At 39.3% G+C, this 24,427-nt stretch carries 23 protein-coding genes, 4 tRNA genes and 3 rRNA genes; 29 read left to right on the top strand and 1 reads right to left on the bottom strand.

Features of this window, described 5'->3' with window-relative positions; translation table 11 throughout:
* Positions 1 to 182 precede the first annotated feature (182 nt).
* From LAU42_RS10375 to tsaD, 24 genes are all read left to right on the top strand, one after another.
* On the top strand, positions 183 to 659 hold the full coding sequence (locus LAU42_RS10375) for a PH domain-containing protein (RefSeq protein ID WP_224183487.1): 477 nt from the start codon (positions 183 to 185) through the stop codon (positions 657 to 659).
* Entirely contained in the window at positions 649 to 2,160 is a 1,512-nt protein-coding gene (locus LAU42_RS10370; protein WP_224183486.1) for a PH domain-containing protein, read from the top strand. The genes LAU42_RS10375 and LAU42_RS10370 overlap by 11 nt, the downstream gene beginning before the upstream one ends.
* Positions 2,144 to 2,668 carry a PH domain-containing protein gene (locus tag LAU42_RS10365; RefSeq protein ID WP_224183485.1) on the top strand — a complete coding sequence of 175 codons (525 nt, stop codon included), beginning with the start codon at positions 2,144 to 2,146 and terminating at the stop codon, positions 2,666 to 2,668. Before LAU42_RS10370 ends, LAU42_RS10365 begins: the two co-directional genes overlap by 17 nt.
* Positions 2,610 to 2,951, top strand: coding sequence for a holo-ACP synthase (gene acpS, locus LAU42_RS10360; protein ID WP_224183484.1), 342 nt, complete (start codon positions 2,610 to 2,612; stop codon positions 2,949 to 2,951). Before LAU42_RS10365 ends, acpS begins: the two co-directional genes overlap by 59 nt.
* Positions 2,952 to 2,991: 40 nt before the next feature.
* Positions 2,992 to 4,134 carry an alanine racemase gene (gene alr, locus LAU42_RS10355; RefSeq protein ID WP_224183483.1) on the top strand — a complete coding sequence of 381 codons (1,143 nt, stop codon included), beginning with the start codon at positions 2,992 to 2,994 and terminating at the stop codon, positions 4,132 to 4,134.
* Positions 4,135 to 4,195: 61 nt separating this feature from the next.
* Positions 4,196 to 4,336: an antitoxin MazE gene (locus LAU42_RS10350; protein WP_224183482.1), complete on the top strand. Its 141-nt coding sequence runs from the start codon at positions 4,196 to 4,198 to the stop codon at positions 4,334 to 4,336.
* A complete protein-coding gene (locus LAU42_RS10345) occupies positions 4,337 to 4,687 on the top strand; it encodes a type II toxin-antitoxin system PemK/MazF family toxin (RefSeq protein ID WP_224183481.1) in 351 nt (116 codons plus the stop codon).
* 57 nt (positions 4,688 to 4,744) lie between these two features.
* Positions 4,745 to 5,743 (top strand): PP2C family protein-serine/threonine phosphatase, encoded by a 999-nt coding sequence (locus LAU42_RS10340; protein ID WP_420907995.1) that lies wholly within the window; start codon positions 4,745 to 4,747, stop codon positions 5,741 to 5,743.
* 75 nt (positions 5,744 to 5,818) lie between these two features.
* Positions 5,819 to 6,142, top strand: coding sequence for an anti-sigma factor antagonist (locus LAU42_RS10335; RefSeq protein WP_224183479.1), 324 nt, complete (start codon positions 5,819 to 5,821; stop codon positions 6,140 to 6,142).
* 5 nt (positions 6,143 to 6,147) lie between these two features.
* Positions 6,148 to 6,591 (top strand): anti-sigma B factor RsbW, encoded by a 444-nt coding sequence (rsbW, locus tag LAU42_RS10330; RefSeq protein WP_224183478.1) that lies wholly within the window; start codon positions 6,148 to 6,150, stop codon positions 6,589 to 6,591.
* Positions 6,592 to 6,595: 4 nt separating this feature from the next.
* Positions 6,596 to 7,363 (top strand): RNA polymerase sigma factor SigB, encoded by a 768-nt coding sequence (gene sigB, locus LAU42_RS10325; RefSeq protein WP_224183477.1) that lies wholly within the window; start codon positions 6,596 to 6,598, stop codon positions 7,361 to 7,363.
* A 74-nt stretch (positions 7,364 to 7,437) separates the two neighbouring features.
* Entirely contained in the window at positions 7,438 to 9,573 is a 2,136-nt protein-coding gene (locus tag LAU42_RS10320) for a Tex family protein (protein ID WP_224183476.1), read from the top strand.
* Positions 9,563 to 10,012, top strand: a complete 450-nt coding sequence (locus LAU42_RS10315) for a SprT family protein (protein ID WP_224183475.1) — start codon at positions 9,563 to 9,565, stop codon at positions 10,010 to 10,012. The genes LAU42_RS10320 and LAU42_RS10315 overlap by 11 nt, the downstream gene beginning before the upstream one ends.
* A 151-nt stretch (positions 10,013 to 10,163) precedes the next feature.
* Positions 10,164 to 10,235: transfer RNA gene (locus LAU42_RS10310), tRNA-Glu, on the top strand.
* 135 nt (positions 10,236 to 10,370) lie between these two features.
* Positions 10,371 to 10,453, top strand: a tRNA-Leu gene (locus LAU42_RS10305).
* Positions 10,454 to 10,474: 21 nt separating this feature from the next.
* A tRNA-Gly gene (locus tag LAU42_RS10300) sits at positions 10,475 to 10,548 on the top strand.
* Positions 10,549 to 10,676: 128 nt separating this feature from the next.
* A 16S ribosomal RNA gene (locus LAU42_RS10295) occupies positions 10,677 to 12,230 on the top strand.
* 94 nt (positions 12,231 to 12,324) lie between these two features.
* Positions 12,325 to 12,401: transfer RNA gene (locus LAU42_RS10290), tRNA-Ile, on the top strand.
* A gap of 138 nt (positions 12,402 to 12,539) precedes the next feature.
* A 23S ribosomal RNA gene (locus tag LAU42_RS10285) occupies positions 12,540 to 15,464 on the top strand.
* 210 nt (positions 15,465 to 15,674) lie between these two features.
* Positions 15,675 to 15,789 (top strand): 5S ribosomal RNA (gene rrf, locus LAU42_RS10280).
* The 16S, 23S and 5S rRNA genes sit together here with 4 tRNA genes alongside, the layout of an rRNA operon.
* A gap of 187 nt (positions 15,790 to 15,976) precedes the next feature.
* Positions 15,977 to 16,435: a tRNA (adenosine(37)-N6)-threonylcarbamoyltransferase complex ATPase subunit type 1 TsaE gene (tsaE, locus tag LAU42_RS10275; RefSeq protein WP_420908217.1), complete on the top strand. Its 459-nt coding sequence runs from the start codon at positions 15,977 to 15,979 to the stop codon at positions 16,433 to 16,435.
* Positions 16,416 to 17,078 carry a tRNA (adenosine(37)-N6)-threonylcarbamoyltransferase complex dimerization subunit type 1 TsaB gene (gene tsaB / locus LAU42_RS10270; RefSeq protein WP_224183473.1) on the top strand — a complete coding sequence of 221 codons (663 nt, stop codon included), beginning with the start codon at positions 16,416 to 16,418 and terminating at the stop codon, positions 17,076 to 17,078. Before tsaE ends, tsaB begins: the two co-directional genes overlap by 20 nt.
* Before the next feature lie 11 nt (positions 17,079 to 17,089).
* Entirely contained in the window at positions 17,090 to 17,512 is a 423-nt protein-coding gene (gene rimI, locus LAU42_RS10265) for a ribosomal protein S18-alanine N-acetyltransferase (protein ID WP_420907993.1), read from the top strand.
* Entirely contained in the window at positions 17,509 to 18,516 is a 1,008-nt protein-coding gene (gene tsaD, locus LAU42_RS10260; protein WP_224183471.1) for a tRNA (adenosine(37)-N6)-threonylcarbamoyltransferase complex transferase subunit TsaD, read from the top strand. Before rimI ends, tsaD begins: the two co-directional genes overlap by 4 nt.
* Positions 18,517 to 18,956: 440 nt before the next feature.
* Here tsaD and LAU42_RS10255 read toward each other — a convergent pair whose 3' ends face one another.
* The gene (locus LAU42_RS10255) at positions 18,957 to 20,873 is read right to left on the bottom strand and encodes an ABC-F family ATP-binding cassette domain-containing protein (RefSeq protein WP_224183470.1); all 1,917 of its coding nucleotides are present in this window, start codon (positions 20,871 to 20,873) and stop codon (positions 18,957 to 18,959) included.
* A 150-nt stretch (positions 20,874 to 21,023) separates the two neighbouring features.
* Here LAU42_RS10255 and LAU42_RS10250 point away from each other — a divergent pair, with 150 nt between their 5' ends.
* From LAU42_RS10250 to LAU42_RS10230, 5 genes are all read left to right on the top strand, one after another.
* Positions 21,024 to 21,656, top strand: a complete 633-nt coding sequence (locus LAU42_RS10250) for a redox-sensing transcriptional repressor Rex (RefSeq protein WP_224183469.1) — start codon at positions 21,024 to 21,026, stop codon at positions 21,654 to 21,656.
* Between the two features lie 12 nt (positions 21,657 to 21,668).
* A complete protein-coding gene (locus LAU42_RS10245; protein WP_224183468.1) occupies positions 21,669 to 21,851 on the top strand; it encodes a twin-arginine translocase TatA/TatE family subunit in 183 nt (60 codons plus the stop codon).
* Between the two features lie 40 nt (positions 21,852 to 21,891).
* A complete protein-coding gene (gene tatC, locus LAU42_RS10240; protein WP_224183467.1) occupies positions 21,892 to 22,647 on the top strand; it encodes a twin-arginine translocase subunit TatC in 756 nt (251 codons plus the stop codon).
* A 68-nt stretch (positions 22,648 to 22,715) separates the two neighbouring features.
* Positions 22,716 to 23,420 carry a GH32 C-terminal domain-containing protein gene (locus tag LAU42_RS10235; RefSeq protein ID WP_224183466.1) on the top strand — a complete coding sequence of 235 codons (705 nt, stop codon included), beginning with the start codon at positions 22,716 to 22,718 and terminating at the stop codon, positions 23,418 to 23,420.
* Between the two features lie 142 nt (positions 23,421 to 23,562).
* On the top strand, positions 23,563 to 24,420 hold the full coding sequence (locus tag LAU42_RS10230; RefSeq protein ID WP_224183465.1) for a MurR/RpiR family transcriptional regulator: 858 nt from the start codon (positions 23,563 to 23,565) through the stop codon (positions 24,418 to 24,420).
* Positions 24,421 to 24,427: the final 7 nt, after the last annotated feature.

The raw sequence follows: 24,427 nt of genomic DNA, 5'->3' as shown, positions 1-24,427 counted from the left end.
ACTAATAAATCACGCTTTGATTTATAGTTTTTGTTCGGTTTTTGTCGTAGTGGCAACTTTTGTGTCTCAGTTTCTCCTGTTAGTCGAAAGAGATAGAAACTTATGTCTCTATCTCTATCTCTTTTCTTATTTGTGACGTAATGCTTATTTTTGCTATAATTTTGAATAATAGGAGGATGTATATGTACTTTGATGATTTAAGTTTTTATCAGCCGAAGTCAGCAGTTAAATATATGTATGTTAAAGCTATAATATTATTTATTTTATTAGCTGTAATTTCTAGTGTCATTTATTTTGGGATACATCATTATTTAACAGTTAAATATGACTTTTTAATCTTTTTGTTATTGTTATATCCATTATATAAAGTACTGATTGGTGTACGATTACGCCAGAAGTATACGAAGTACCAGCTGAACCGTGCAACGCTTGAAGTCTCAAGTGGTGCATACTTTACAAAACGTATGGCGTTGCCGGTAGATATTATGCAGTCTGTGTGCATTAAACGTGGATGGTTAATGGAGAAGTATAAATTGGCACAAATTACAGTGTACACACGCGGGGACAGTAATGTTATGCCATTAATGCATACAGATGATGCTGAGCGTATCGCGTCACAAATTATTGAGAGAATAAAGGAGATTCATTATGAACATTAAACATTCACTCCATTATTCAACATATTTATCGAATACGTTAAAAGCAATTAAAGACAATTTACTGTTAATTGGACTCGGATTATTCTGGATTATTCGTGATGGTTTTTCGATGAAAGCACTTACGGATAATTTATTTGCACTCGTGGTGCTGATTTTTACGTTAATCAGTATTATATTGCGCATTATTGAAGCGCGCATTACGAAGTACTGGATTGAAGATGATAAATTAATGCTTGAAACCGGTATATTGAGTAAGACGGTTAAGGAAGTATATATCGGAAAAATTCAGACGATAGATACGAATGCAGGACTTGCCAACCAAATTCTGGGCGGCGTTATTATGCAGGTCCGAACAGCAGGTGACGGTATAGAACTAAATAGCATTTCTAAATCAGAGGCTGAACGTTTAAGTAACTTCTTAACTGAACGCAAACGTCAAATTAGAAATGAAGTGCAGCATGAGACTGAATATTCGTCTCATGATGAAGTGAAAGACGAAGTAGAAATGAAGACAGATGATAGATTTGACGTCGTTTATCGTCTTGGATTTAAAGATTTAATTTTTATGAGTGCAACGAGTAGCGGAATGTTCACTGTTATTGCGATTATATTCGGGATATATTCACAAATTGATGAAATTATTTCGCTTGATAAGTACTTAAATCCTGTGAAAGCACTTTTAGGTGAAGGGTATATGTACTTAATCGCATTTTTGATAGTAATACTCATCATGAGTTATATTATCGGTATATTTGTAACTGCAATTAAGTATCATCGCTATACAGTGCGCTACGATGGAGATGTCATCAATGTGAATTACGGGCTGTTTGAGCGTGTTGATAAGTATATCGTCATGAAGAATATTCAAAGTGTGAAAGAAACACAAAGTTATTTCAGGAAGCTGTTTAATAAGGCAAAGTTCAGTGTTGTAACAACAAGTGAGATGCAGGATGGAGAAGAAATTGGTGACGATGAATTAGAACTGCTCCCTTTTATTTCTCGAAATAAAGGTTATGAGATTGTGCGTCAACTTCTACCATATGACTTTAATGCAGTGAATCATGTTATTCCTAAACGTAGTATCCGTAGGTATTTTCAAGTTTCGTGGCTGTTTATAATTGTGATTACGAGTGTCATCCAGTATTACTGGTTTGATTATGCATGGATTGTCGGTGTGCTGCTTTTAGTATTAACATTTATTACGGCGCTCATTAAATATAAAAATTCTGGATATGCGATTGTAGGGGATGAGCTTTCAGTTTGTAATGGCGGATTATTATCGATGACAACAACATACATTAAAGAACAGAACATCATTAGTTTAAGTGTTAACAGCACACCGTTTATGAACAGAGCTTCATTACGCAACGTAGAAGTGTGTGTTGCAGCAGGGATGTTAGGGAGTACAACATCACTCGATTATATTGAACTGGATGATGCAGCGCGTATGTATGATTGGTTTATGATGAAGGAGCGTATTGAATATGAAGCAGATGCATAAAAGTAGTATAAAAGTAATGCGCATAGGTGCACTCATTCAGGCTATATTGTTTGCAGTTGCGATTGCGATATTTTATGTGGTTAAAGTATATTTTGAACTTCCGATTTCACATATCGTGTTTATCGTATTATGTATACTGCTGCTACTTGATATTGTATGGTACATTTTTATTAGACCAGCGTTAATATATCGCGCAAATCATTATGAAATTGGGATAGATGAGATCACTTTGTGCACAGGTATCTGGAACAAAGAACAATTGATTGTACCTTACGTAACGATTCAGAACGTTGAAACAGAGCAAGGTCCGATTATGAAACGTTCCGATTTAATGTCATTAACGGTGCACACAGCTGAGAACGGTCTTACAATACCTTTAGTTCATAAAGATGAAGCGCATGAACTAAAGCGTTTTATAAATGAAAAATTAAGAGAAATGGAGTTTTTATATGATCAGAGGCATCGGGACGGACATTCTGGATATCAGGAGAGTAACGAAATACATTAATGATGATAAGTTTTTGACACGAATTCTTCATCCTGATGAACGTGCACGTATCGATACATTTCAGAGTGATAAGCGAAAGGCTGAATATCTTGCAGGACGTTTTTGTGTGAAAGAAGCATATGCTAAAGCACTTGGGACAGGTATCGGTGAACTGCGTTTTAATGAAATATGCTGTTTAAATGACGCAGCTGGAAAACCATTCGTTAAAGATGATGATAAAGCGCATGTCAGTATTGCACATACAGATGACGTTGCAACGGCATATGTTATTGTAATGATGTAAAATATGGTACGATAGAATTACTATATATAGAGGTGAGCGTATGAGTGATAGGTTTTATCGTCCTACATTTGTAAATGTAAATTTAGATGCTATTGGTCAGAATTATAAAAGTATTAGTAAACTTCATCCGCAGAAGACAGCGATTGTGGTAATTAAAGCAGATGGATATGGATTAGGTGCTGTGAACATTGCAAAGTATTTAATGGCACAGGGCGCTGAGTTCTTTGCTGTTGCGACAATGGATGAAGCGATAGAACTTCGTATGCATGGCGTTAAAGCGAAGATATTAGTACTTGGAGTCGTTGAACCGATGCATATACGTCAGGCATCGCGTCACCGATTAGCATTAACAGCACCGAGTGCCGAATGGATTATGCGTGCTGCGCAATATTTGGATGAAGCGGATAAGTCTGTATGGCTGCATGTTAAGGTTGATACAGGTATGGGAAGAATCGGTATTCGTGATAAATCTGAATATGAGGAAGCGGTAGCACGAATTGGTGAAGTTGAGCAGTTTATATTTGAGGGTGTGTATACGCACTTTAGTGTAGCTGATGAAGTCAATGATGCAACTGAAGCGATGTATCATAGATTTTTAACAATAATACAGGATAATAAGCCGGAGTATATACATTGTCAGAACAGTGCTGCTGCACTTAGGTATGGTTGCTCTGAGTGCAATGCATTCAGGCTTGGTTTAAGTTTATACGGTTACTATCCTTCTGAATTTATTCAGTCTGTAAGTAAAGTAAAGTTAATCCCTGCAATGCAGCTCGTTTCAACGGTATGCTTTGTGAAACAGATTGAGCCGGGTGATACGGTCAGCTATGGCAGAACGTACATAGCAGCTGAAAGTGAATTCGTTGCGACGTTCCCGATAGGTTATGCAGACGGTCTGCCGCGCATGATGCAAGGCTATCATATTAATTTAAATGGTGTTCAAGTACCGATTGTTGGTCGCATCTGTATGGATCAGATGATGGTGCGTGTACCAAGTAATACATCAATAGGTATGCAGGCGATAATTATTGATAATAAACATGATAGTAATCAGTCATTAGAAAGTGCTGCATCTAAGTTAAACACTATAACGTATGAAGTATTAACTTCTATTGGGCGCAGATTACCAAAACGTTATTACTTAAATGAGGATGTTGAAGTATATAACGAACTCATGAAATAACTGTTGGTCATTTAAATTGTTTTTGATAAAATAGAGATAATTGAATGATGGAGGAATAACTATGAGCCAGAAGCTGGAACAAATGCTTATTGAAGGTTATCAATCTATGGCAGAGATTAATTTATCGATTGCATCAGAGCATTACATCTTAGAATGTGAAGTAAACGATAACCATCAGACATTAGCACTAGATGGTGAATAAATGAAACGTGGAGATGTTTATTTAGCTGATTTGTCACCGGTAAAGGGATCAGAACAAGGCGGTAAACGCCCTGTTGTCATTATTCAGAACAATATAGGTAATAAATATAGCCCAACAGTAATTGTCGCGGCAATTACAGCAAAGATTAACAAAGCAAAGATTCCCACCCACGTTGAAATCGGAAAGACGAGTCATCACCTGGAAAAGGATTCGGTAATTCTGTTGGAACAAATAAGAACGATAGATAAGAATAGATTGATTGATCATTTAACTGTATTAGATAAAGTGAAGATGAAAGAAGTGGATGTTGCGCTTGCAATTAGTCTAGGATTATCAATAGAGAGTGAATAGACTTTAGGGAGCGCCTAAAGTCTTTTTTCGTGAAAGAGAGGGAATGTAATGCGTCAAATTGAAAAGATTGTTTCAAGATATGTCGACATACTTGAACATTATATACAAACACATGATGAAAAAGATTTAGAACCGATACAGGCGCTCAGTTTTGAAGCGATTGAGTTAGATATATCACCGGAAGAAATAGTAATGCTGCATAAAGATATTATAAACGAAAAAACTTATAATGCAGTGGAACAACAGTACGGTATGGATGTATTAACGGAAATGATAATCGGATTCGGTTTTACGTATCGAGATTATAAAGCGCTCGTTAAAGTGATGGAAGCACACGATAAAGAGATGGATGTCGCTGTAAGTTTGCAGTCAACGATGTTAAAGACGCACATACCACAACTTGAAAAGATTGAAATCGGTGCAATTAGCGTGCCAGCACATCGCGTAAATGGGGATTACTTTAACTTAATTGATCATAAAGATGGCACGATGAGTTTCGCTGTAGCAGACGTCATTGGTAAAGGAATACCGGCAGCACTTGCAATGAGTATGATTAAGTTCGGTATGGACTCATATGGACATTCACAACTACCGAGTGATGGTTTGAAACGTCTGAACCGAGTTGTTGAGAAAAACGTCAATCAGAATATGTTCGTGACGATGTTTTACGGTTTATATGAGGAAGTAAATAATAAATTTTATTATGCTTCAGCAGGTCATGAACCAGGACATCTCTATAGAAGTAAGACGGACACGTTTGAAGAATTAAGCGCACGCGGACTCGTGTTAGGCATACATCCTTCAACGCGTTATGACCAGGAAGAAATTGATATTGAGATCGGTGATATGGTCATTGTTTTTACAGACGGTGTATCTGAAATTCGTAAGATGGACGGAACATTTATAAACACGCAGGAACTGCTCAACTTAATTGGGAAATATAAGGATCTGCATCCTCAGGATATCGTTCAGATTGTGTATGAAGAACTGCTTAAAATTGGTGATCCTAAGAAAAAAGATGACTTAACAATATTAATTATAAAAAGAATAAAATAAATCGGTTTAAATAATTTTTTTAAGGGTATCACTAACAGAGAATATAAAAATCGCGCAAAGATAGGGAGAAGAGCTATGAACTTAAAAATCGATACAGTACAACATGAAACACATTATGAAATTAAAGTAGCGGGCGAACTGGATGTCGCGACTGTTCCGGAATTACAGGAAGTATTAATGCCGATTAGACAACAAGGAACACATGATATTCATTTACATATAGATGAAGTGACGTATATGGATAGTACAGGTTTAGGATTATTTGTAGGAACTTTAAAGGAACTGAATAAAAACAATAAAGAATTATATGTATTAGGTGTAAACAAACGTATTGAAAGATTATTTGACATCACTGGGTTAAAAGATTTAATGCATGTAAACCAACCGGTGGAGGGGTAACGTTTATGGAAAAGTATGATTATGTTGAAATGAGATTCCCGGCAGCTGCAGAATACGTAGGTTTAGTGCGATTAACATTATCAGGTATTCTTAATCGAGCAGGTGCTTCTTATGATGATATTGAAGATACAAAAATTGCAGTGAGTGAAGCGGTGACAAATGCCGTGAAACATGCTTACAAAGATGACGTTAAAGGTGATGTATTAGTAGGTTACGTAATCTTTGGAGATAAAGTTGAAGTTATCGTATCTGATTCTGGAACAAGTTTTGATTACGAGCGTACAAAATCAGAGCTTGGACCATATAATGAGAACGAGAATGTTGATTTTATCCGTGAAGGTGGATTAGGGTTATTCTTAATCGAGTCTTTAATGGATGAAGTAAACGTTAAGAAAGATAGCGGTGTTACAATTAGTATGACGAAGTATATTACGGGGGAGCAGGTGTAGCCTGATGGGTAGTAGTAATTATAATGATGTAACGCCAGAAGAAATCAATGCCTGGATTAAGTTATATCAAGATACCCAGGACGAGATGGCGCAGCAGGAGTTAGTGCTGCACTATCAAAAATTAGTTGAATCTTTAGCGTATCGTTATTCTAAAGGTCAAGGTCATCATGAAGACCTTGTACAAGTTGGTATGGTTGGCTTATTAGGTGCAATTAACAGATTTGATGTAAACTTTGAACGAAAGTTCGAAGCGTTTCTTGTACCGACTGTTATCGGTGAGATTAAACGTTATTTACGTGATAAAACGTGGAGTGTCCACGTACCGAGACGTATAAAAGAGATTGGCCCGAAAATTAAGCGCGCTACCGATGAGTTGACGAATGAACTCGGACGTTCTCCGCAAATTATCGAAATTGCTAACCGCATCGAAGCAACTGAAGAAGAAGTGCTGGAAGCAATGGAGATGGGACAAAGTTATAATGCGTTAAGCGTGGATCATTCGATTGAAGCGGATAAAGACGGTTCAACGGTTACGCTTCTTGATGTAATGGGGAACACTGAAGAAGGATATGACCTTACAGAAAAACGTATGATATTAGAAAAAGTACTGCCAATACTTTCTGATAGAGAACGTGAAATCATTCAGTGTACATTCCTTGAAGGCTTAAGTCAGAAAGAAACAGGAGAGAAAATAGGTTTAAGCCAGATGCACGTTTCAAGGTTGCAGCGTACAGCAATTAAAAAGTTACGTGATGCAGTACAAAATAGTTAATTTCAATAAACCAGGATAAGCATCCCGGTTTATTTTTTGTGTTAAAATATTGTTATGATTTCAAGGAGGTAACTATGGAACAACATGTGATGCAATTAATACAGGAGAAATTACCATATAAGAAAGCGCAGATTACTTCAGTGCTGAAATTACTGGAAGAGAAAAATACAGTACCATTTATCGCGCGTTACCGTAAAGAAATTACGGGTGGACTAGATGAAGTTGAAATAAAAGAGATAGAAACAGAATATCGCTATATGGAAAATCTTCAGAAACGTAAAGAAGATGTCATTCGTTCTATTGAAGAGCAGGGTATGCTGACAGATGAACTGAAAAATGAGATTATGGAACAGACGAAACTTCAGCGTGTTGAAGATTTATATCGTCCATTTAAACAAAAGAAGAAAACGCGAGCGACAGAAGCGAAACGTAAAGGGCTGGCGCCTTTAGCAGAAGTGATGCTTGCTTACGGCAATGCAGAAAATGAAGCGTCGAAGTTTATTACTGAAGAAGTGACAACTGTAGAAGATGCAATTAATGGAGCAATTGATATTATTGCAGAGATGATTTCTGATGAACCGAAATATCGAGTATTTATATTAGGATACGTAGAGCAAAACGGTGAAGTTACGACAACGAAGAAAAAGAAAGCCGAAGATGAAAAGGGTATATTCGAAATGTATTACGAATATAGCGAACGCATTAACAAAATTGTACCGCACCGTATATTAGCAATTAACCGTGGTGAGAAAGAAGATGTGCTGAAAGTAGATATTACTGTTGATGAAACTGCAATACAACGCTATTTGAAAAAACAGATGATGCAGCAGGAGAGTAAGTTTATTGAACGTGCGATTGAAGACAGTCTGAAGCGTTTAATTCTACCTTCAATTCACCGCGAAATTCGAAATGAACTAACTGAAAAAGCAGAAGCACAGGCGATAGACATATTCGCTGTAAACTTAGAAAACTTACTGCTGCAGGCACCGCTTAAAGGTAAGATGATTCTCGGGTTAGATCCTGCTTATCGTACGGGATGTAAGTTAGCAATTATTAACCCATTTGGCACATTCGTAGAAAAAGATGTTGTATACCCGCATCCTCCTGTCAGTGAAAAAGGAAAAGCAAAACAAAAAGTATTGAACTTAATTCAAAAACATAATATAGAGCTTGTAGCAATCGGTAATGGAACTGCAAGTCGGGAGTCGGAACAGTTTATTGCAGAGATTATTAAAGAAAACAACTTACTGACGAAGTATATTATCGTTAACGAAGCAGGAGCATCTGTATATTCGGCAAGCGACTTAGCACGCGCAGAATTCCCGAACTTCCAGGTAGAAGAACGTAGTGCTGTTTCAATCGGGCGTCGTGTACAGGATCCTTTATCAGAACTTGTTAAAATTGATCCGAAATCAATAGGAGTAGGACAATATCAGCACGATGTAAATCAGAAAGCGTTGAACGAAGCATTAACATTCGTTGTAGAAACTGCGGTAAACAAAGTAGGCGTGAATGTAAATACTGCTTCTGCACCACTACTGCAATATGTATCGGGATTATCAAAGACAGTTGCAGAAAACATTATTAACTACAGAATTGAAAACGGTCCGATTAAACATCATAAAGAAATCGCAAAAATTCCTAGACTCGGAAAGAAAACATTCGAACAAAGTATTGGGTTCATGCGTATTCCTGACGGTGAAGAGCCATTAGACAATACCGGTATTCACCCGGAAAGTTATAAAGCGACATATGCACTACTTAAAAAGCTGTCGTTATCAGCAGATGACCTCGGAAGTGAAGCCTTAAAGGGCGCAATCAGCAAAATAAATATTCAGGAGACTGCAGAGGAACTCAATATCGGTGTACCGACACTTGAAGATATTATAGCTGCACTTATGGCACCGGGCCGAGATCCACGTGAAGACTTTGAAACACCATTGCTGAAATCAGATGTGTTAACTATAGAAGACTTAAGAAAAGGTATGAAACTATCCGGAACAGTACGCAATGTTGTAGACTTCGGTGCCTTTGTTGATATTGGTGTGAAACAAGATGGGTTAGTGCACATATCTAAGCTTGCAAATCGCTACGTTAACCACCCGACTGACGTTGTATCTGTTGGAGATATCGTTGATGTATGGATTGAAGATATTATGCTTGATAAAGGTAAAGTAGCACTTACGATGAAAAATCCTGATGGACAATAACGAACTGCAGCGACTTACTGAGAACATTTCGTTACAGCATTTCAATAAACCGTTTCTGCATGAGGCGTTATTTAATAATAGACTGAGCGCAACGGGTGGACGTTATATATTGCAAAGTCATAATATTGAAATCAGTACGAAACAGTATGAAGCATTTGGGGAAGCGGCAATTACTGAAATAATAAAACATGAGCTTGTCCATTATCATCTTCATATAGAAGGAAAGGGATATAGACATCGTGACAGAGACTTTAAAGCTTTAGCAAAAGCAGTTGGTGCACCAAGGTTTTGCAGTCCATTACCGAATCGCACTTATAAATATCGGTATATTTGTAAACGGTGTGATACTGTATACCCGAGACAAAGGCGGATGTCGACGTATCGATATCGCTGTAAATGTGGTGGACGTTTAAAAGAAGAGCTGACGCAACAGCAATGAAGCTGAACAGTTCAATTTTGTGTATATATTACACGAAATTGAGCTGTTTTCTCATGTGTTTATAATAAAATTTACACTTTAACATTTTTTTATAAAATAGTGTTGACTTTATTAACGAATCATTATAAGATTAATATCGTTGTTGAAACAGGGCCCCTTGGTCAAGCGGTTAAGACACCGCCCTTTCACGGCGGTAACACGGGTTCGAATCCCGTAGGGGTCACTTTTAAAGATTTAATATCTTTAACATCAAATTAATAAAGTTTAAAAACTTTTAAAAAAGTGTTGACTTATTAATATGAACGTTATATAATAAATCTTGTCGTTAAAAGAGTTGAACGAGAAAAAATGCCAACGCGCGATCGTGGCGGAACGGCAGACGCGCTAGGTTGAGGGCCTAGTAGGAGTATTCCTGTGGAGGTTCAAATCCTCTCGGTCGCACTTACTTTTAACATTATATATGCGGGTGTAGTTTAGTGGTAAAACCTCAGCCTTCCAAGCTGATGTTGTCGGTTCGATTCCGATCACCCGCTCCATTGAATATTTTAATGAACATTGAAAACTGAATGACAATATGTCAACGTTAATTCCAATAATTTGAGTGATTAAGTTCACTCCCAAGAGTGATTGCCTCAAGCAATCAAAGAGCTTTATCAAGCAATCTATTATGGAGAGTTTGATCCTGGCTCAGGATGAACGCTGGCGGCGTGCCTAATACATGCAAGTCGAGCGAACTGACGAGAGTGCTTGCACTCTCTGACGTTAGCGGCGGACGGGTGAGTAACACGTGGGTAACCTACCTATAAGACTGGGATAACTTCGGGAAACCGGAGCTAATACCGGATAATATTTAGCTTCGCATGAAGCAATAGTGAAAGACGGTTTTGCTGTCACTTATAGATGGACCCGCGGTGTATTAGCTAGTTGGTGAGGTAACGGCTCACCAAGGCAACGATACATAGCCGACCTGAGAGGGTGATCGGCCACACTGGGACTGAGACACGGCCCAGACTCCTACGGGAGGCAGCAGTAGGGAATCTTCCGCAATGGACGAAAGTCTGACGGAGCAACGCCGCGTGAGTGAAGAAGGTTTTCGGATCGTAAAACTCTGTTGTAAGGGAAGAACAAGTACGTTAGTAACTGAACGTACCTTGACGGTACCTTACCAGAAAGCCACGGCTAACTACGTGCCAGCAGCCGCGGTAATACGTAGGTGGCAAGCGTTATCCGGAATTATTGGGCGTAAAGCGCGCGTAGGCGGTTTCTTAAGTCTGATGTGAAAGCCCCCGGCTCAACCGGGGAGGGTCATTGGAAACTGGGAAACTTGAGTGCAGAAGAGGAGAGTGGAATTCCATGTGTAGCGGTGAAATGCGCAGAGATATGGAGGAACACCAGTGGCGAAGGCGGCTCTCTGGTCTGTAACTGACGCTGAGGTGCGAAAGCGTGGGGATCAAACAGGATTAGATACCCTGGTAGTCCACGCCGTAAACGATGAGTGCTAAGTGTTGGGGGGTTTCCGCCCCTCAGTGCTGCAGCTAACGCATTAAGCACTCCGCCTGGGGAGTACGGTCGCAAGACTGAAACTCAAAGGAATTGACGGGGACCCGCACAAGCGGTGGAGCATGTGGTTTAATTCGAAGCAACGCGAAGAACCTTACCAAATCTTGACATCCTTTGACAACTCTAGAGATAGAGCTTTCCCCTTCGGGGGACAAAGTGACAGGTGGTGCATGGTTGTCGTCAGCTCGTGTCGTGAGATGTTGGGTTAAGTCCCGCAACGAGCGCAACCCTTATCTTTAGTTGCCATCATTAAGTTGGGCACTCTAGAGAGACTGCCGGTGATAAACCGGAGGAAGGTGGGGATGACGTCAAATCATCATGCCCCTTATGATTTGGGCTACACACGTGCTACAATGGATGGTACAAAGGGCAGCAAAACCGCGAGGTCAAGCAAATCCCATAAAACCATTCTCAGTTCGGATTGTAGTCTGCAACTCGACTACATGAAGCTGGAATCGCTAGTAATCGTAGATCAGCATGCTACGGTGAATACGTTCCCGGGTCTTGTACACACCGCCCGTCACACCACGAGAGTTTGTAACACCCGAAGCCGGTGGAGTAACCTTTTAGGAGCTAGCCGTCGAAGGTGGGACAGATGATTGGGGTGAAGTCGTAACAAGGTAGCCGTATCGGAAGGTGCGGCTGGATCACCTCCTTTCTAAGGATAATACGGAAACAAACCATCAGGTTTGTAGGAATAACGGAGACATATTGTATTCAGTTTTGAATGTTTATACATTCAAATTAATAATGGGCCTATAGCTCAGCTGGTTAGAGCGCACGCCTGATAAGCGTGAGGTCGATGGTTCGAGTCCATTTAGGCCCACCATTAATATTGTACTTTGAAAACTAGATAAAGTAAGAAGATATAAAAAAGATTTTACCAAGCAAAACCGAGTGAGTTCATATTTGAATTCTTAAAAAAATCGCGCGTCTGCATTATGCAGACATCACAATATTAATAACAGATTAAGTTATTAAGGGCGCACGGTGGATGCCTTGGCACTAGAAGCCGAAGAAGGACGTTACTAACGACGATATGCTTTGGGGAGCTGTAAGTAAGCTTTGATCCAGAGATTTCCGAATGGGGAAACCCAGCATGAGTTATGTCATGTTATCCATATGTGAATACATAGCATATGAGAAGGCACACCCGGAGAACTGAAACATCTAAGTACCCGGAGGAAGAGAAAGAAAATTCGATTCCCTTAGTAGCGGCGAGCGAAACGGGAAGAGCCCAAACCAGAGTGCTTGCACTCTGGGGTTGTAGGACACTCAATACGGAGTTACAAAGGAATAGTTTAGACGAATGATTTTGGAAAAATCAGCCATAGAAGGTAAAGGCCCTGTAGTCGAAAAGTTATTCTCTCCTGAGTGGATCCTGAGTACGGCGGAACACGTGGAATTCCGTCGGAATCCGGGAGGACCATCTCCCAAGGCTAAATACTCTCTAGTGACCGATAGTGAACCAGTACCGTGAGGGAAAGGTGAAAAGCACCCCGGAAGGGGAGTGAAATAGAACCTGAAACCGTGTGCTTACAAGTAGTCAGAGCCCGTTAATGGGTGATGGCGTGCCTTTTGTAGAATGAACCGGCGAGTTACGATTTGATGCAAGGTTAAGCAGTATATGTGGAGCCGTAGCGAAAGCGAGTCTGAATAGGGCGAATGAGTATCAGGTCGTAGACCCGAAACCAGGTGATCTACCCATGTCCAGGTTGAAGTTCAGGTAACACTGAATGGAGGACCGAACCGACTTACGTTGAAAAGTGAGCGGATGAGGTGTGGGTAGCGGAGAAATTCCAATCGAACCTGGAGATAGCTGGTTCTCTCCGAAATAGCTTTAGGGCTAGCCTCGCATGATGATTACTGGAGGTAGAGCACTGTTTGGACTAGGGGCCCCCCTCGGGTTACCGAATTCAGACAAACTCCGAATGCCAGATAATTTAATGCGGGAGTCAGACTGCGGGTGATAAGGTCCGTAGTCGAGAGGGAAACAGCCCAGACCACCAGCTAAGGTCCCAAAATATATGTTAAGTGGAAAAGGATGTGGCGTTGCCCAGACAACTAGGATGTTGGCTTAGAAGCAGCCATCATTTAAAGAGTGCGTAATAGCTCACTAGTCGAGTGACGCTGCGCCGAAAATGTACCGGGGCTAAACATATTACCGAAGCTGTGGATTGTCCTTTGGACAATGGTAGGAGAGCGTTCTAAGGGCGTCGAAGCATGATCGTAAGGACATGTGGAGCGCTTAGAAGTGAGAATGCCGGTGTGAGTAGCGAAAGACGGGTGAGAATCCCGTCCACCGATTGACTAAGGTTTCCAGAGGAAGGCTCGTCCGCTCTGGGTTAGTCGGGACCTAAGCCGAGGCCGAATGGCGTAGGCGATGGACAACAGGTAGATATTCCTGTACCACCTAAGATTGTTTGAACGATGGGGGGACGCAGTAGGATAGGCGAAGCGTACTGTTGGTTATGTACGTCCAAGCACTGAGATTGAGTATTAGGAAAATCCGGTACTCATTAAGATCAAGGTGTGATGGGGAGCGAAATTATAGTAGCGAAGTCGTTGATTTCACACTGCCAAGAAAAGCCTCTAGTTAGAAATTAGGTGCCCGTACCGCAAACCGACACAGGTAGTCAAGATGAGAATTCTAAGGTGAGCGAGCGAACTCTCGTTAAGGAACTCGGCAAAATGACCCCGTAACTTCGGGAGAAGGGGTGCTTTTTAGGGTGCAAGCCTTGAAGAGCCGCAGTGAATAGGCCCAAGCGACTGTTTATCAAAAACACAGGTCTCTGCAAAACCGTAAGGTGAAGTATAGGGGCTGACGCCTGCCCGGTGCTGGAAGGTTAAAAGGAGTGGTTAGCGTATGCGAAGCTACGAATTGAAGCCCCAGTAAACGGCGGCCGTAACTATAACGGTCCTAAGGTAGCGAAATTCCTTGTCGGGTAAGTTCCGACCCGCACGAAAGGCGTAACGATTTGGGCACTGTCTCAACGAGAGACTCGGTGAAATCATAGTACCTGTGAAGATGCAGGTTACCCGCGACAGGACGGAAAGACCCCGTGGAGCTTTACTGTAGCCTGATATTGAAATTCGGCACAGCTTGTACAGGATAGGTAGGAGCCTTTGAAGCGTGAGCGTCAGCTTACGTAGAGGCGCTGGTGGGATACTACCCTGGCTGTGTTGACTTTCTAACCCGCACCACTTATCGTGGTGGGAGACAGTGTCAGGCGGACAGTTTGACTGGGGCGGTCGCCTCCTAAAGAGTAACGGAGGCGCTCAAAGGTTCCCTCAGAATGGTTGGAAATCATTCGCAGAGTGTAAAGGCACAAGGGAGCTTGACTGCGAGACCTACAAGTCGAGCAGGGTCGAAAGACGGACTTAGTGATCCGGTGGTTCCGCATGGAAGGGCCATCGCTCAACGGATAAAAGCTACCCCGGGGATAACAGGCTTATCTCCCCCAAGAGTTCACATCGACGGGGAGGTTTGGCACCTCGATGTCGGCTCATCGCATCCTGGGGCTGTAGTCGGTCCCAAGGGTTGGGCTGTTCGCCCATTAAAGCGGTACGCGAGCTGGGTTCAGAACGTCGTGAGACAGTTCGGTCCCTATCCGTCGTGGGCGTAGGAAATTTGAGAGGAGCTGTCCTTAGTACGAGAGGACCGGGATGGACATACCTCTGGTGTACCAGTTGTCGCGCCAGCGGCATAGCTGGGTAGCTATGTATGGACGGGATAAGTGCTGAAAGCATCTAAGCATGAAGCCCCCCTCAAGATGAGATTTCCCAACTTCGGTTATAAGATCCCTCAAAGATGATGAGGTTAATAGGTTCGAGGTGGAAGTGCAGTAATGTATGGAGCTGACGAATACTAATCGATCGAAGACTTAATCAATTTTAAAGATTTTTTATTCGGGATTGCCGAGTAAAACTTAATATATCTTCTCTATTTTATCTAGTTTTGAAAGTATAATTTAAAGGTTGAAACGAGCGTTATGGCCCGTATCATTTTTGATAAATCGAATGAGAATCGCCAGATTCGATTGAGATTTAGAAAATGAATAGGGACAGCGAGTTGAAACTGGATATCATATTCTTTCATTTGTCTGGTGACGATGGCAGAGAGGTCACACCTGTTCCCATACCGAACACAGAAGTTAAGCTCTCTAGCGCCGATGGTAGTTGGTCTTACGATCCGCGAGAGTAGGACGTTGCCGGGCAATCTCAGGAGATCCTTTTATAGGGTCTCTTTTTTATTGCATAAATTTATTATTTCTATAGTTTTATGTTTCGTAATATTAATTAACATATTAAAGCTATATCAAGCTGTCTCAATATATTGGTAGCATATATAAATATGTTACAATAAACTATACTGAAAATAATTAAAAGTGAGTGTAAATAATGATAATAAATATAAATGGAATAGAAGACACGAAGCAGCTCTCAGAGAAAATTGCCAAGTATGTAGTGCCTGGTACGGTCATATTATTAAATGGAGATTTAGGTGCAGGAAAAACAACATTCAGCCAATTTTTCGGAAGCGCATTAGGTGTAACTCAAAATATTACTTCCCCGACGTTCAATATCATTAAGTCATATGATGGACGTATGCCGTTTCATCATATGGATTGTTATAGACTGGAAGGCGCTGAAGATGATTTAGGATTTGATGAATACTTTTATGGTGATGGTGTTTCAATTGTTGAATGGCCAGAAATGATTGAAGATTTCTTGCCGGAAAGTTATTTAACGCTACAAATCAAACGTGTTGATGAAATGAGCCGTGAAGTAATTTTGAATGCGATAGGTGCTGAAGCGAATAAATTAAAGGAGCAGATTGAAAATGAAATTACTGCACATTGATACGAGTAATCAGCCACTTTCTGTAAGTATTACAGATGGAGATAGCGTACTCGCTGAGTTTAACAGCGGTATGCGTATTAATCATTCTATTACTTTAATGAGTCAAGTTGAAAGCTTATTGAAATATACAGGTCTAACGATGAAAGATATTGAAGGTGTTACTGTAGCACATGGTCCAGGCTCTTATACAGGGCTTCGTATCGGTGTAACGGCAGCTAAAACTTTGGCATATACTCTGGATATTCCTTTGTACTCAGTATCTAGTCTTGCAGCTTTAGCAGCAACAGTCAGAATGCATGAATTTTTATTAATCCCTGTTTTTGATGCGCGTAGAAACCACGTATATGCAGGTATGTATCGTTATAAAGGTGTTAAGCTGGAAATGATTGAAGAGGACCAGTATATCTCAATTGATGAATTAAATGAAAAATTAAAACAGCAGCACTTACCGTATATATTTTTAGGGATGGATGCCGTTAAACTGGAAGCATCGTTAAAAGGTCCTGTGTTTTACTGCATTCCAAGAAGTGCTGAAATGCGTCGTTTAATAGATACGAATGATCCAGTTAATGTTCATGCATTTGAACCGACGTATTTAAGAATATCGGAGGCGGAGCGTAATTGGTTGAGCAGTCAGGATTAATAATAAGGAAAATGGAACTCAGTGATGTTCCAGCAGTTTATGATATTGAACAAAAGGCATTTCCGAGTGGTTCATGGACGCTCGATGCATTTTATCATGAACTGGAGAAGAATGAGTTTGCGCATTATTTTGTGCTTGTTATAGATGAAGCTGTTATTGGTTATTTAGGGATGTGGATAGTAGTCGATCAGGCGCAGATTACGACTGTTGCAATTAATGAGCAGTTTAGAGGATTCGGATACGGAAAATTACTACTTGAATATGTAATAAATTACGCACGAATTACATGTGAGATGATGAGCTTAGAAGTTAGAATAGAGAATAACGCGGCACGAGGATTATATGAGAGTCTTGGATTTACTTACGGTGGCACAAGACGAGATTATTATGGTCCTGGTGAAGATGCGAAAGTGATGTGGGTGAAATTACGATGAATAATGAGAAGGATATAACAATTTTGGCAATTGAAACGAGTTGTGATGAAACAGCAGCAAGTGTTGTCCGCAATGGATATGAAGTATTAAGTAATGTTGTGAATTCTCAAATTGAATCACATAAACGATTTGGTGGTGTAGTTCCTGAAGTTGCAAGTCGGCACCATGTAGAAAACATTACGATGGTTATTGAAGAAGCAATAAGTGAAGCGCATCTTACATGGGAAGAAATTGATGCAGTGGCAGTTACAGAAGGACCTGGATTAATCGGTGCATTGCTCGTAGGTATTAATGCGGCGAAAGCGTTAGCGCTAGCGCACGGTAAACCACTTATCCCTGTCCATCATATAGCAGGACATGTTTATGCAAATCATATCGAAGAACGATTAACATTCCCGATGCTTGCTCTTGTGATTTCTGGAGGGCACACGGAACTCGTATTAATGAAAGGTCATATGGACTTTGAAGTGATTGGTGAAACACGTGACGATGCGGTAGGAGAGGCGTACGATAAAGTTGCAAGAACAATAGACTTACCTTATCCGGGAGGACCACACGTAGACCGACTCGCAGCAGAAGGTGAAGATGTATTAGACTTTCCTCGTCCGATTATGGAAGGGTACGACTTTAGTTTCAGTGGTCTTAAAAGTGCAGTCATTAATAAGTTGCATAATTTGAATCAAAAAGGTATTGCATATAATAAAGAGGACGTTGCTGCAAGTTTTCAAGAAAGTGTAATAGATGTGTTAACAGAACAGACGTTTAAAGCATTATTAGCATATGAGATTAATCAATTGCTTATATGTGGGGGTGTTGCTGCAAATAGAGGCATTAGAGCACGTATGGAGCAGATGTGTGAAGATAAAGGTGTAAAGCTATTAATACCACCATTGAATTTATGTACTGATAATGCAGCAATGATCGGCGCGGCAGCATATTATGAATATAGAGCTGGTAAATTTGGTGCAATGAACTTAAATGGTCTTTCAAATATTAATTTATAGTAGGATTAAATGTCCCCAAAAGTGACACTCGGCGGCTAAAACAGGTGTGAGTGTCCCAAAAAGTGACACTCATCAACAAAAACAGATGTGAGTGTCCCAAAAAGTGACACCGAGCAACAAAAACAGATGCGAGTGTCCCAAAAAGTGACACTCACAGCAATAACTAACATAAACATAAGAGGACGAAACGTAATATGACGTTTCGTCCTCTTTTTAGTATATAAATTATGTTCATAATAAACACGAACATACGTACTTGTACACAAGTTGTTAACAATTTGTGTATAACTATATGTCAATAGTACGTTTTACACAATTATTTCATTATGTTTTATGCAGAAATCTGTGGATAAACTGAATAACTTTGTGGATTACTTATATTTCAATGTTTTTAATGTGTATAACTTTGTGAATAGTCATTTTCAGAAAATAACGTGTTTTTATCCTTCTAACGTCATTTCAATTTCTGACCATTCTTCAAATAATGATTCATTTTCACGATTAAGTGCTATGAGTTCATCATTTAATGTATTTGCTTTTTCGATATCGCTGAATACTTCTGGTTTTGTAAGTTCGATTTCTATTTCATTTATGCGTGCTTCATGCACTTCTATTTGCTGTTCGAGCTTTTCTTTCTGGCGTTCCAGTTTTCTGCGTTCTTTTTGATTTGCTTTAAAAGCATCATAATCATTTTCTTTATATGTTTTTGTTTCCTCTTCAGCTTGATGTGCTAGTATCGCCATACGTTCTTCTTCTTTTTCGATGAAGTATGAATAGTCCCCTAAAAACATTCGGCCGCCTTCTTTATTCATATGGAATACTTTCGTAGCGAGTTTATTAATGAAGTATCGGTCATGACTGACAAATAATAATGTGCCGGGGTAGTGGATAAGCGCATCTTCTAATACTTCTTTCGCATCGATATCTAGATGGTTTGTCGGCTCATCGAGTATGAGTACGTTATGATTTTCTAAACTGAGTTTCGCAAGTTGTAGTCTCGCTTTTTCACCACCGGATAAGTCGTTAATAATTTTCTTCACGTCATCCTGGACGAATAAGAATCTTCCGAGTACTGTACGTATTTCTTTCTCCGGCATCGTGGGATAATACTGCCATAATTCTTCTAGTACTGTATTGTTAGAAGAAAATTCAGCTTGTTTCTGATCGTAATATCCGATAGATAGATTCGCACCGTATTGTACATCACCTGAGAGTGGTTTAAGGAGTTTTGCGATTGTTTTAATAAGTGTCGTCTTACCTATTCCGTTCGGTCCGATAAATGCGATTGCGTCTTGTTTTGATACGTCAAAATTTATATTCATAGCAAGTGGCGCATCGTATCCGATTGCTAAATCTGTGCAGCGTAATACGTCGTTTCCTGTTTCTTTATCAATTGAGAAACGTAAATTCATTGAATGATCATCTTGTTTCGGCATATCTATTTTTGTCATCTTCTCCAGAACTTTACGACGGCTTTTTGCCATACCGCTCGTTGATGCACGTGTAATGTTTTTCTGCACGAACGTTTCTAGACGTTTAATTTCAGCTTGCTGTCGCTCGTACTGTGCCTGCATCTTTTCATAATACTGGTCACGTAATTCAATGAACTTAGAGTAGTTACCGACATATTTCGTAACTTGACCGAGTGCGACATTGTATACAGTGTTGACGACTTTATCTAAAAAGTAACGGTCGTGCGAAATGATAACGATGGCACCGTTATATGTTGTTAAGTAATTTTCAAGCCATGCAGTCGTATCCATATCAAGATGGTTCGTCGGTTCGTCAAGTAGCAGCAAATCAGGGTTATGCAGTAACATTTCTGCAAGTGCAAGACGTGTTTTCTGACCACCTGAGAAACAGTCGATTGTTTTATTGAAGTCTTCTTCTTTAAAGTTCAAACCTGTTAATACAGATTTAATCTTCGTTTCATATAAGTAACCGTCTTCTGCTTCAAATTTATGCTGTAACTTTTCGTATTCAGTGAGCTTCTCCTGATACGCTTCACTTGCAGCATCATCGCTATGTTCGCTTAAGTACAGCGCAATATCGTTCAGTTCATGTTGCATACGTTCCAGATGCAGAAAAGGTTTCTTCATCGCCTCATATACAGTACCTTCTGCATTTAAAGTCATCTGCTGCGTTAAATAACCGATATTCACATGTTTTGCGATAGACAGATGTCCCGTATCATAATCTTCAGCACCCGCGAGAATTTTCATTAAAGTCGTTTTACCGGCACCGTTCCGTCCAACGATGGCAATACGATCGTTGGATTTAACTTCGAATTTCACATTTGAGAATATATTTTCACCTGAGTAGGATTTTGTTAAATTACTTGCTTGTAATAATATCAATGGTTTCACCTCATCTTCATTGTACAGTAACACATAATAAGTTGGAATCTTTTATCAATGAATTCACAATTTCACATAGTCTTTTATATATATAAGTGTTATAATAATGTCGATGTGAATGTTATCACAAAAAAGAAACGGGTGAATAGGATGTCGAAGGACGAAATTAAAATTCCTAAAGCCACTTTAAAACGACTTCCTTTATATTATCGTTTTGTTAATACGTTATATAATTCAAATGTTGAACGAGTGAGCAGTAAGGAATTAAGTGATGGGTTACAAATTGATTCTGCTACGATTCGTAGAGACTTCTCCTACTTTGGAGAACTCGGAAAGAAAGGTTACGGCTATAACGTTAACTTTCTACTCAACTTCTTCAAGACAACATTACAGCAAGATATGATTACGAAAGTTGCAATTATTGGAGTCGGTAACTTAGGTACGGCATTAGTAAACTATAATTTTTCAATTAATGACCGTATGAAGATTACAGCAGCATTCGATGCGAATCCGGAATCAATCGGTAGACAAATTGGTAAGATTGAAGTTCAGGATATGAAAGATTTTGAGAAAGTTGTTGATAAGACTGGTATTCAGGTCGTAATATTAACTGTACCGGGAAGTGTCGCGCAAGACGTCGCAAATAGAGTGACAAAAGCACAAATTAAAGGTATATTAAACTTTACACCAGAAAGATTAAATGTACCGAGTGGCGTACATGTTCATCACATTGATTTAGGCGTTGAATTACAATCTTTAATTTTCTTTATGAAAAATCATTAGGGGGATAAATACATGTTACTTGGTTTTGCATCACCAACAATTTTAGTGTTTTTAGGTATTGTCGCGTTAATTATATTCGGTCCTAAAAAAATGCCGGAATTCGGTCGCTCAATGGGAGAGACTTTAAAGGAATTTAAAAATGCAACAAACGGTATTATGGATGAAGATAAAGATGATAAAGAAGTAAAAAAATAAAACGGCATCTGTGCCGTTTTTTTATTGAGAGGTGATTACGGTGGATAAGGATAATTTAACAATAGTTGAACATCTTGAAGAATTGCGGGCAAGACTTATGGTTGTCGGTTACTTTTTAATTGCAGGTATGTTCATTGGATTTATATTCGGTAAACCTGTCACAAAGTTTCTTACAGTAACGGATGTACCTAAAGGCATTGCATTAAATTACTTTAAAGTATCTGATCCGCTTTCTATTTATTTGAGCGTTATTATGATTATTGCGATTATTATTATTTCACCGGTAATCCTCTATCAGCTGTGGGCGTTTATATCACCGGGTTTACATCCACAGGAAAGACGTGTGACGCTTGCGTATATCCCTTTTTGTATTATTTTATTTTTTGCTGGGATGAGTTTTGGATACTTTATATTATTTCCTTACTTTATTAACTTCTCACTTGAACTCGCAAGTGATATGGGATTACATCAGCAAATCGGTGTGACGCAGTACTTCGGAGAAATGGTGAAGATTACGATGCCGTTTGGCTTTGTATTCCAGTTACCGATACTACTATTATTCTTAACACGTCTTGGCGTTGTGAATCCGATATTCTTAAAGAAAAATAGAAAGTATGCGTACTTTATTTTAATGGTAATTGCTGCTATTATAGCGCCACCAGATACGATGACTTATATCATTTTCGTATTGCCGATGGTGTTGCTATATGAATTCAGCATCCAGATCAGTAAAATCGGTTATAGACAGTATTTGAAAGGCGAGCAGAAATTAATAGAAGAGGAATTAGAGAAGTAGTGATAAAGCTGCTTCTTTTTTTATATTTTCTGCTAAAATAAAAGTAATATATTTCAAGGAGAATCATTATGAAGGAATTACATCATTCACAGTTAAGTGAGCAGGAATTAGCAACGCTGGAGCGTCGCCTAAAGACGAAGCTTAAACCATATCCGGATAAGTTGAAGTATGATATGCCTGACCATGGCTTTGATTTTGACCCTATATCATTATTAATAGATGAATCAGAGCGTTGCTTACTTGTCGGACGCATTAACGGTGAACTTGCGACACCGCGTATTATGACATTTGAAGATGGTGAGCTGAAACAACGGCCGGCATTCTCAGAGCATTGTCGTGGAAAGCTTGAGACAGCTGAAGGTTATGCGACGAAGAAAATTGTGCGTCTGCATCCTTATGAAGGTAAACGTTATGAGCTTATTGCGGATATTATAGATAATGATGCGCTTGAGTTAAACATAGAACTACGCGTTTCAAGGAGAGAACGTACAGTCATGACATATGATACAAGCACACAGCAATTTATAATTGATCGCACGGATAGCAGCTTGTCGACTGTTGAGGATTTTAAAAGAGTTATTACGTTACACGCACCGTTAACGTCACTGCATTGTTTCGTATATGAACATACGATTGAAATCTTTATCAATGATGGTGAAGCTGTTATGTCGACATATATTAATACGACAGATGATGCAGATGGAATTCGTGCCTCAGCACTCCGTGGTCAAGTGTATTTGAAACTGTCGAAGTATGATTTGTCAGAAGTGTAAAAAAGCACGAAAAATTTACAAAATTTTAGTTTTAATTATTTCCAACAAATAGTATATTTATACTACAATATAATAAATGTAACAATATTAAATATTACATTACATAATTCAAATTAGATTTATATTGCTAGGGGATGAAAAAATGTATTCAGTATTAGGACAAATTACTAAGATGTATGACAGCTTTACACCAGTTGAGAAGAGAATTGCAGATGTAGTAATAGAATATCCGGAGAAAGTTGTTAACTTGCCTATTAAAGAAATTGCAAGCCTTTCAAATACGAGTGAAGCAGCAATCGTTCGCTTCAGTAAACGTCTCGGTTTATCTGGGATTAAAGTTGTAAAAGTTGAATTAGCGCGTGAGCTGCATACAATAGCAGATAAGAAAGTTCCGACAAAAATTGAACTTACAGATGACAAAGATGTTATGAAGGAAAAAGTATTTAATAATACGATTCAGGCACTTTATAACACGGAAAAAGTAATATCAGCACAAGTAATCGATGAAGCGGCACAAGCAATTACGAGTGCAAAACGTGTAATGATTTTCGGTGTCGGCAATTCACGTGTTGTTGCTACAGATTTACATATTAAGTTTATGAGCATTGATCAGACTGCGATTTTAGCTACTGATTTATTATCGGCAATAACAATATTAGGACACTTTGAAGCCGGTGATGTATTATTCATCACTTCTGAAACAAGCAAGAACAAAATTATTACAGATATTTGCAAATACGCTAAAGAAAAAGGTATAAAGATTATATTATTATCACAAAAATTCTCATCGCCTGCGATTCGTATGGCAGATATCGTACTTGCGATGGGGAAAGAAGAGAACGAAGTGAATCTTGGTTATATGACAGTGCGTACAGCACAACTTACAATAGTTGACGTATTATACTTAAGAATTTGTGCATATTTAAAGGATACAGTCATTTCTAATATGCAGAATTTAAATGAAACACGTAAAATTACGCACGAACAGGAAAATTTATAAAAAATGA

This window comes from Macrococcus armenti, from assembly GCF_020097135.1.
GTDB lineage: Bacteria > Bacillota > Bacilli > Staphylococcales > Staphylococcaceae > Macrococcoides > Macrococcoides armenti.
Note: the sequence above shows the minus strand (reverse complement) of the source record. Positions and strands in the feature narration are given on the sequence as shown.

What these genes read in the sequence shown, in the direction of transcription:
- LAU42_RS10315 (WP_224183475.1), top strand. Translation starts at nt 9,563, where the DNA reads ATGGACAATAACGAACTGCAGCGACTTACTGAGAACATTTCGTTACAG.
- tsaB (WP_224183473.1), top strand. Translation starts at nt 16,416, where the DNA reads ATGAAATTACTGCACATTGATACGAGTAATCAGCCACTTTCTGTAAGT.
- LAU42_RS10230 (WP_224183465.1), top strand. Translation starts at nt 23,563, where the DNA reads ATGTATTCAGTATTAGGACAAATTACTAAGATGTATGACAGCTTTACA.
- tsaD (WP_224183471.1), top strand. Translation starts at nt 17,509, where the DNA reads ATGAATAATGAGAAGGATATAACAATTTTGGCAATTGAAACGAGTTGT.
- LAU42_RS10370 (WP_224183486.1), top strand. Translation starts at nt 649, where the DNA reads ATGAACATTAAACATTCACTCCATTATTCAACATATTTATCGAATACG.
- LAU42_RS10320 (WP_224183476.1), top strand. Translation starts at nt 7,438, where the DNA reads ATGGAACAACATGTGATGCAATTAATACAGGAGAAATTACCATATAAG.
- rimI (WP_420907993.1), top strand. Translation starts at nt 17,090, where the DNA reads ATGGAACTCAGTGATGTTCCAGCAGTTTATGATATTGAACAAAAGGCA.
- sigB (WP_224183477.1), top strand. Translation starts at nt 6,596, where the DNA reads ATGGGTAGTAGTAATTATAATGATGTAACGCCAGAAGAAATCAATGCC.
- acpS (WP_224183484.1), top strand. Translation starts at nt 2,610, where the DNA reads ATGATCAGAGGCATCGGGACGGACATTCTGGATATCAGGAGAGTAACG.
- LAU42_RS10365 (WP_224183485.1), top strand. Translation starts at nt 2,144, where the DNA reads ATGAAGCAGATGCATAAAAGTAGTATAAAAGTAATGCGCATAGGTGCA.
- LAU42_RS10250 (WP_224183469.1), top strand. Translation starts at nt 21,024, where the DNA reads ATGTCGAAGGACGAAATTAAAATTCCTAAAGCCACTTTAAAACGACTT.
- LAU42_RS10350 (WP_224183482.1), top strand. Translation starts at nt 4,196, where the DNA reads ATGAGCCAGAAGCTGGAACAAATGCTTATTGAAGGTTATCAATCTATG.
- LAU42_RS10235 (WP_224183466.1), top strand. Translation starts at nt 22,716, where the DNA reads ATGAAGGAATTACATCATTCACAGTTAAGTGAGCAGGAATTAGCAACG.
- LAU42_RS10335 (WP_224183479.1), top strand. Translation starts at nt 5,819, where the DNA reads ATGAACTTAAAAATCGATACAGTACAACATGAAACACATTATGAAATT.
- LAU42_RS10375 (WP_224183487.1), top strand. Translation starts at nt 183, where the DNA reads ATGTACTTTGATGATTTAAGTTTTTATCAGCCGAAGTCAGCAGTTAAA.
- alr (WP_224183483.1), top strand. Translation starts at nt 2,992, where the DNA reads ATGAGTGATAGGTTTTATCGTCCTACATTTGTAAATGTAAATTTAGAT.
- LAU42_RS10345 (WP_224183481.1), top strand. Translation starts at nt 4,337, where the DNA reads ATGAAACGTGGAGATGTTTATTTAGCTGATTTGTCACCGGTAAAGGGA.
- LAU42_RS10245 (WP_224183468.1), top strand. Translation starts at nt 21,669, where the DNA reads ATGTTACTTGGTTTTGCATCACCAACAATTTTAGTGTTTTTAGGTATT.
- rsbW (WP_224183478.1), top strand. Translation starts at nt 6,148, where the DNA reads ATGGAAAAGTATGATTATGTTGAAATGAGATTCCCGGCAGCTGCAGAA.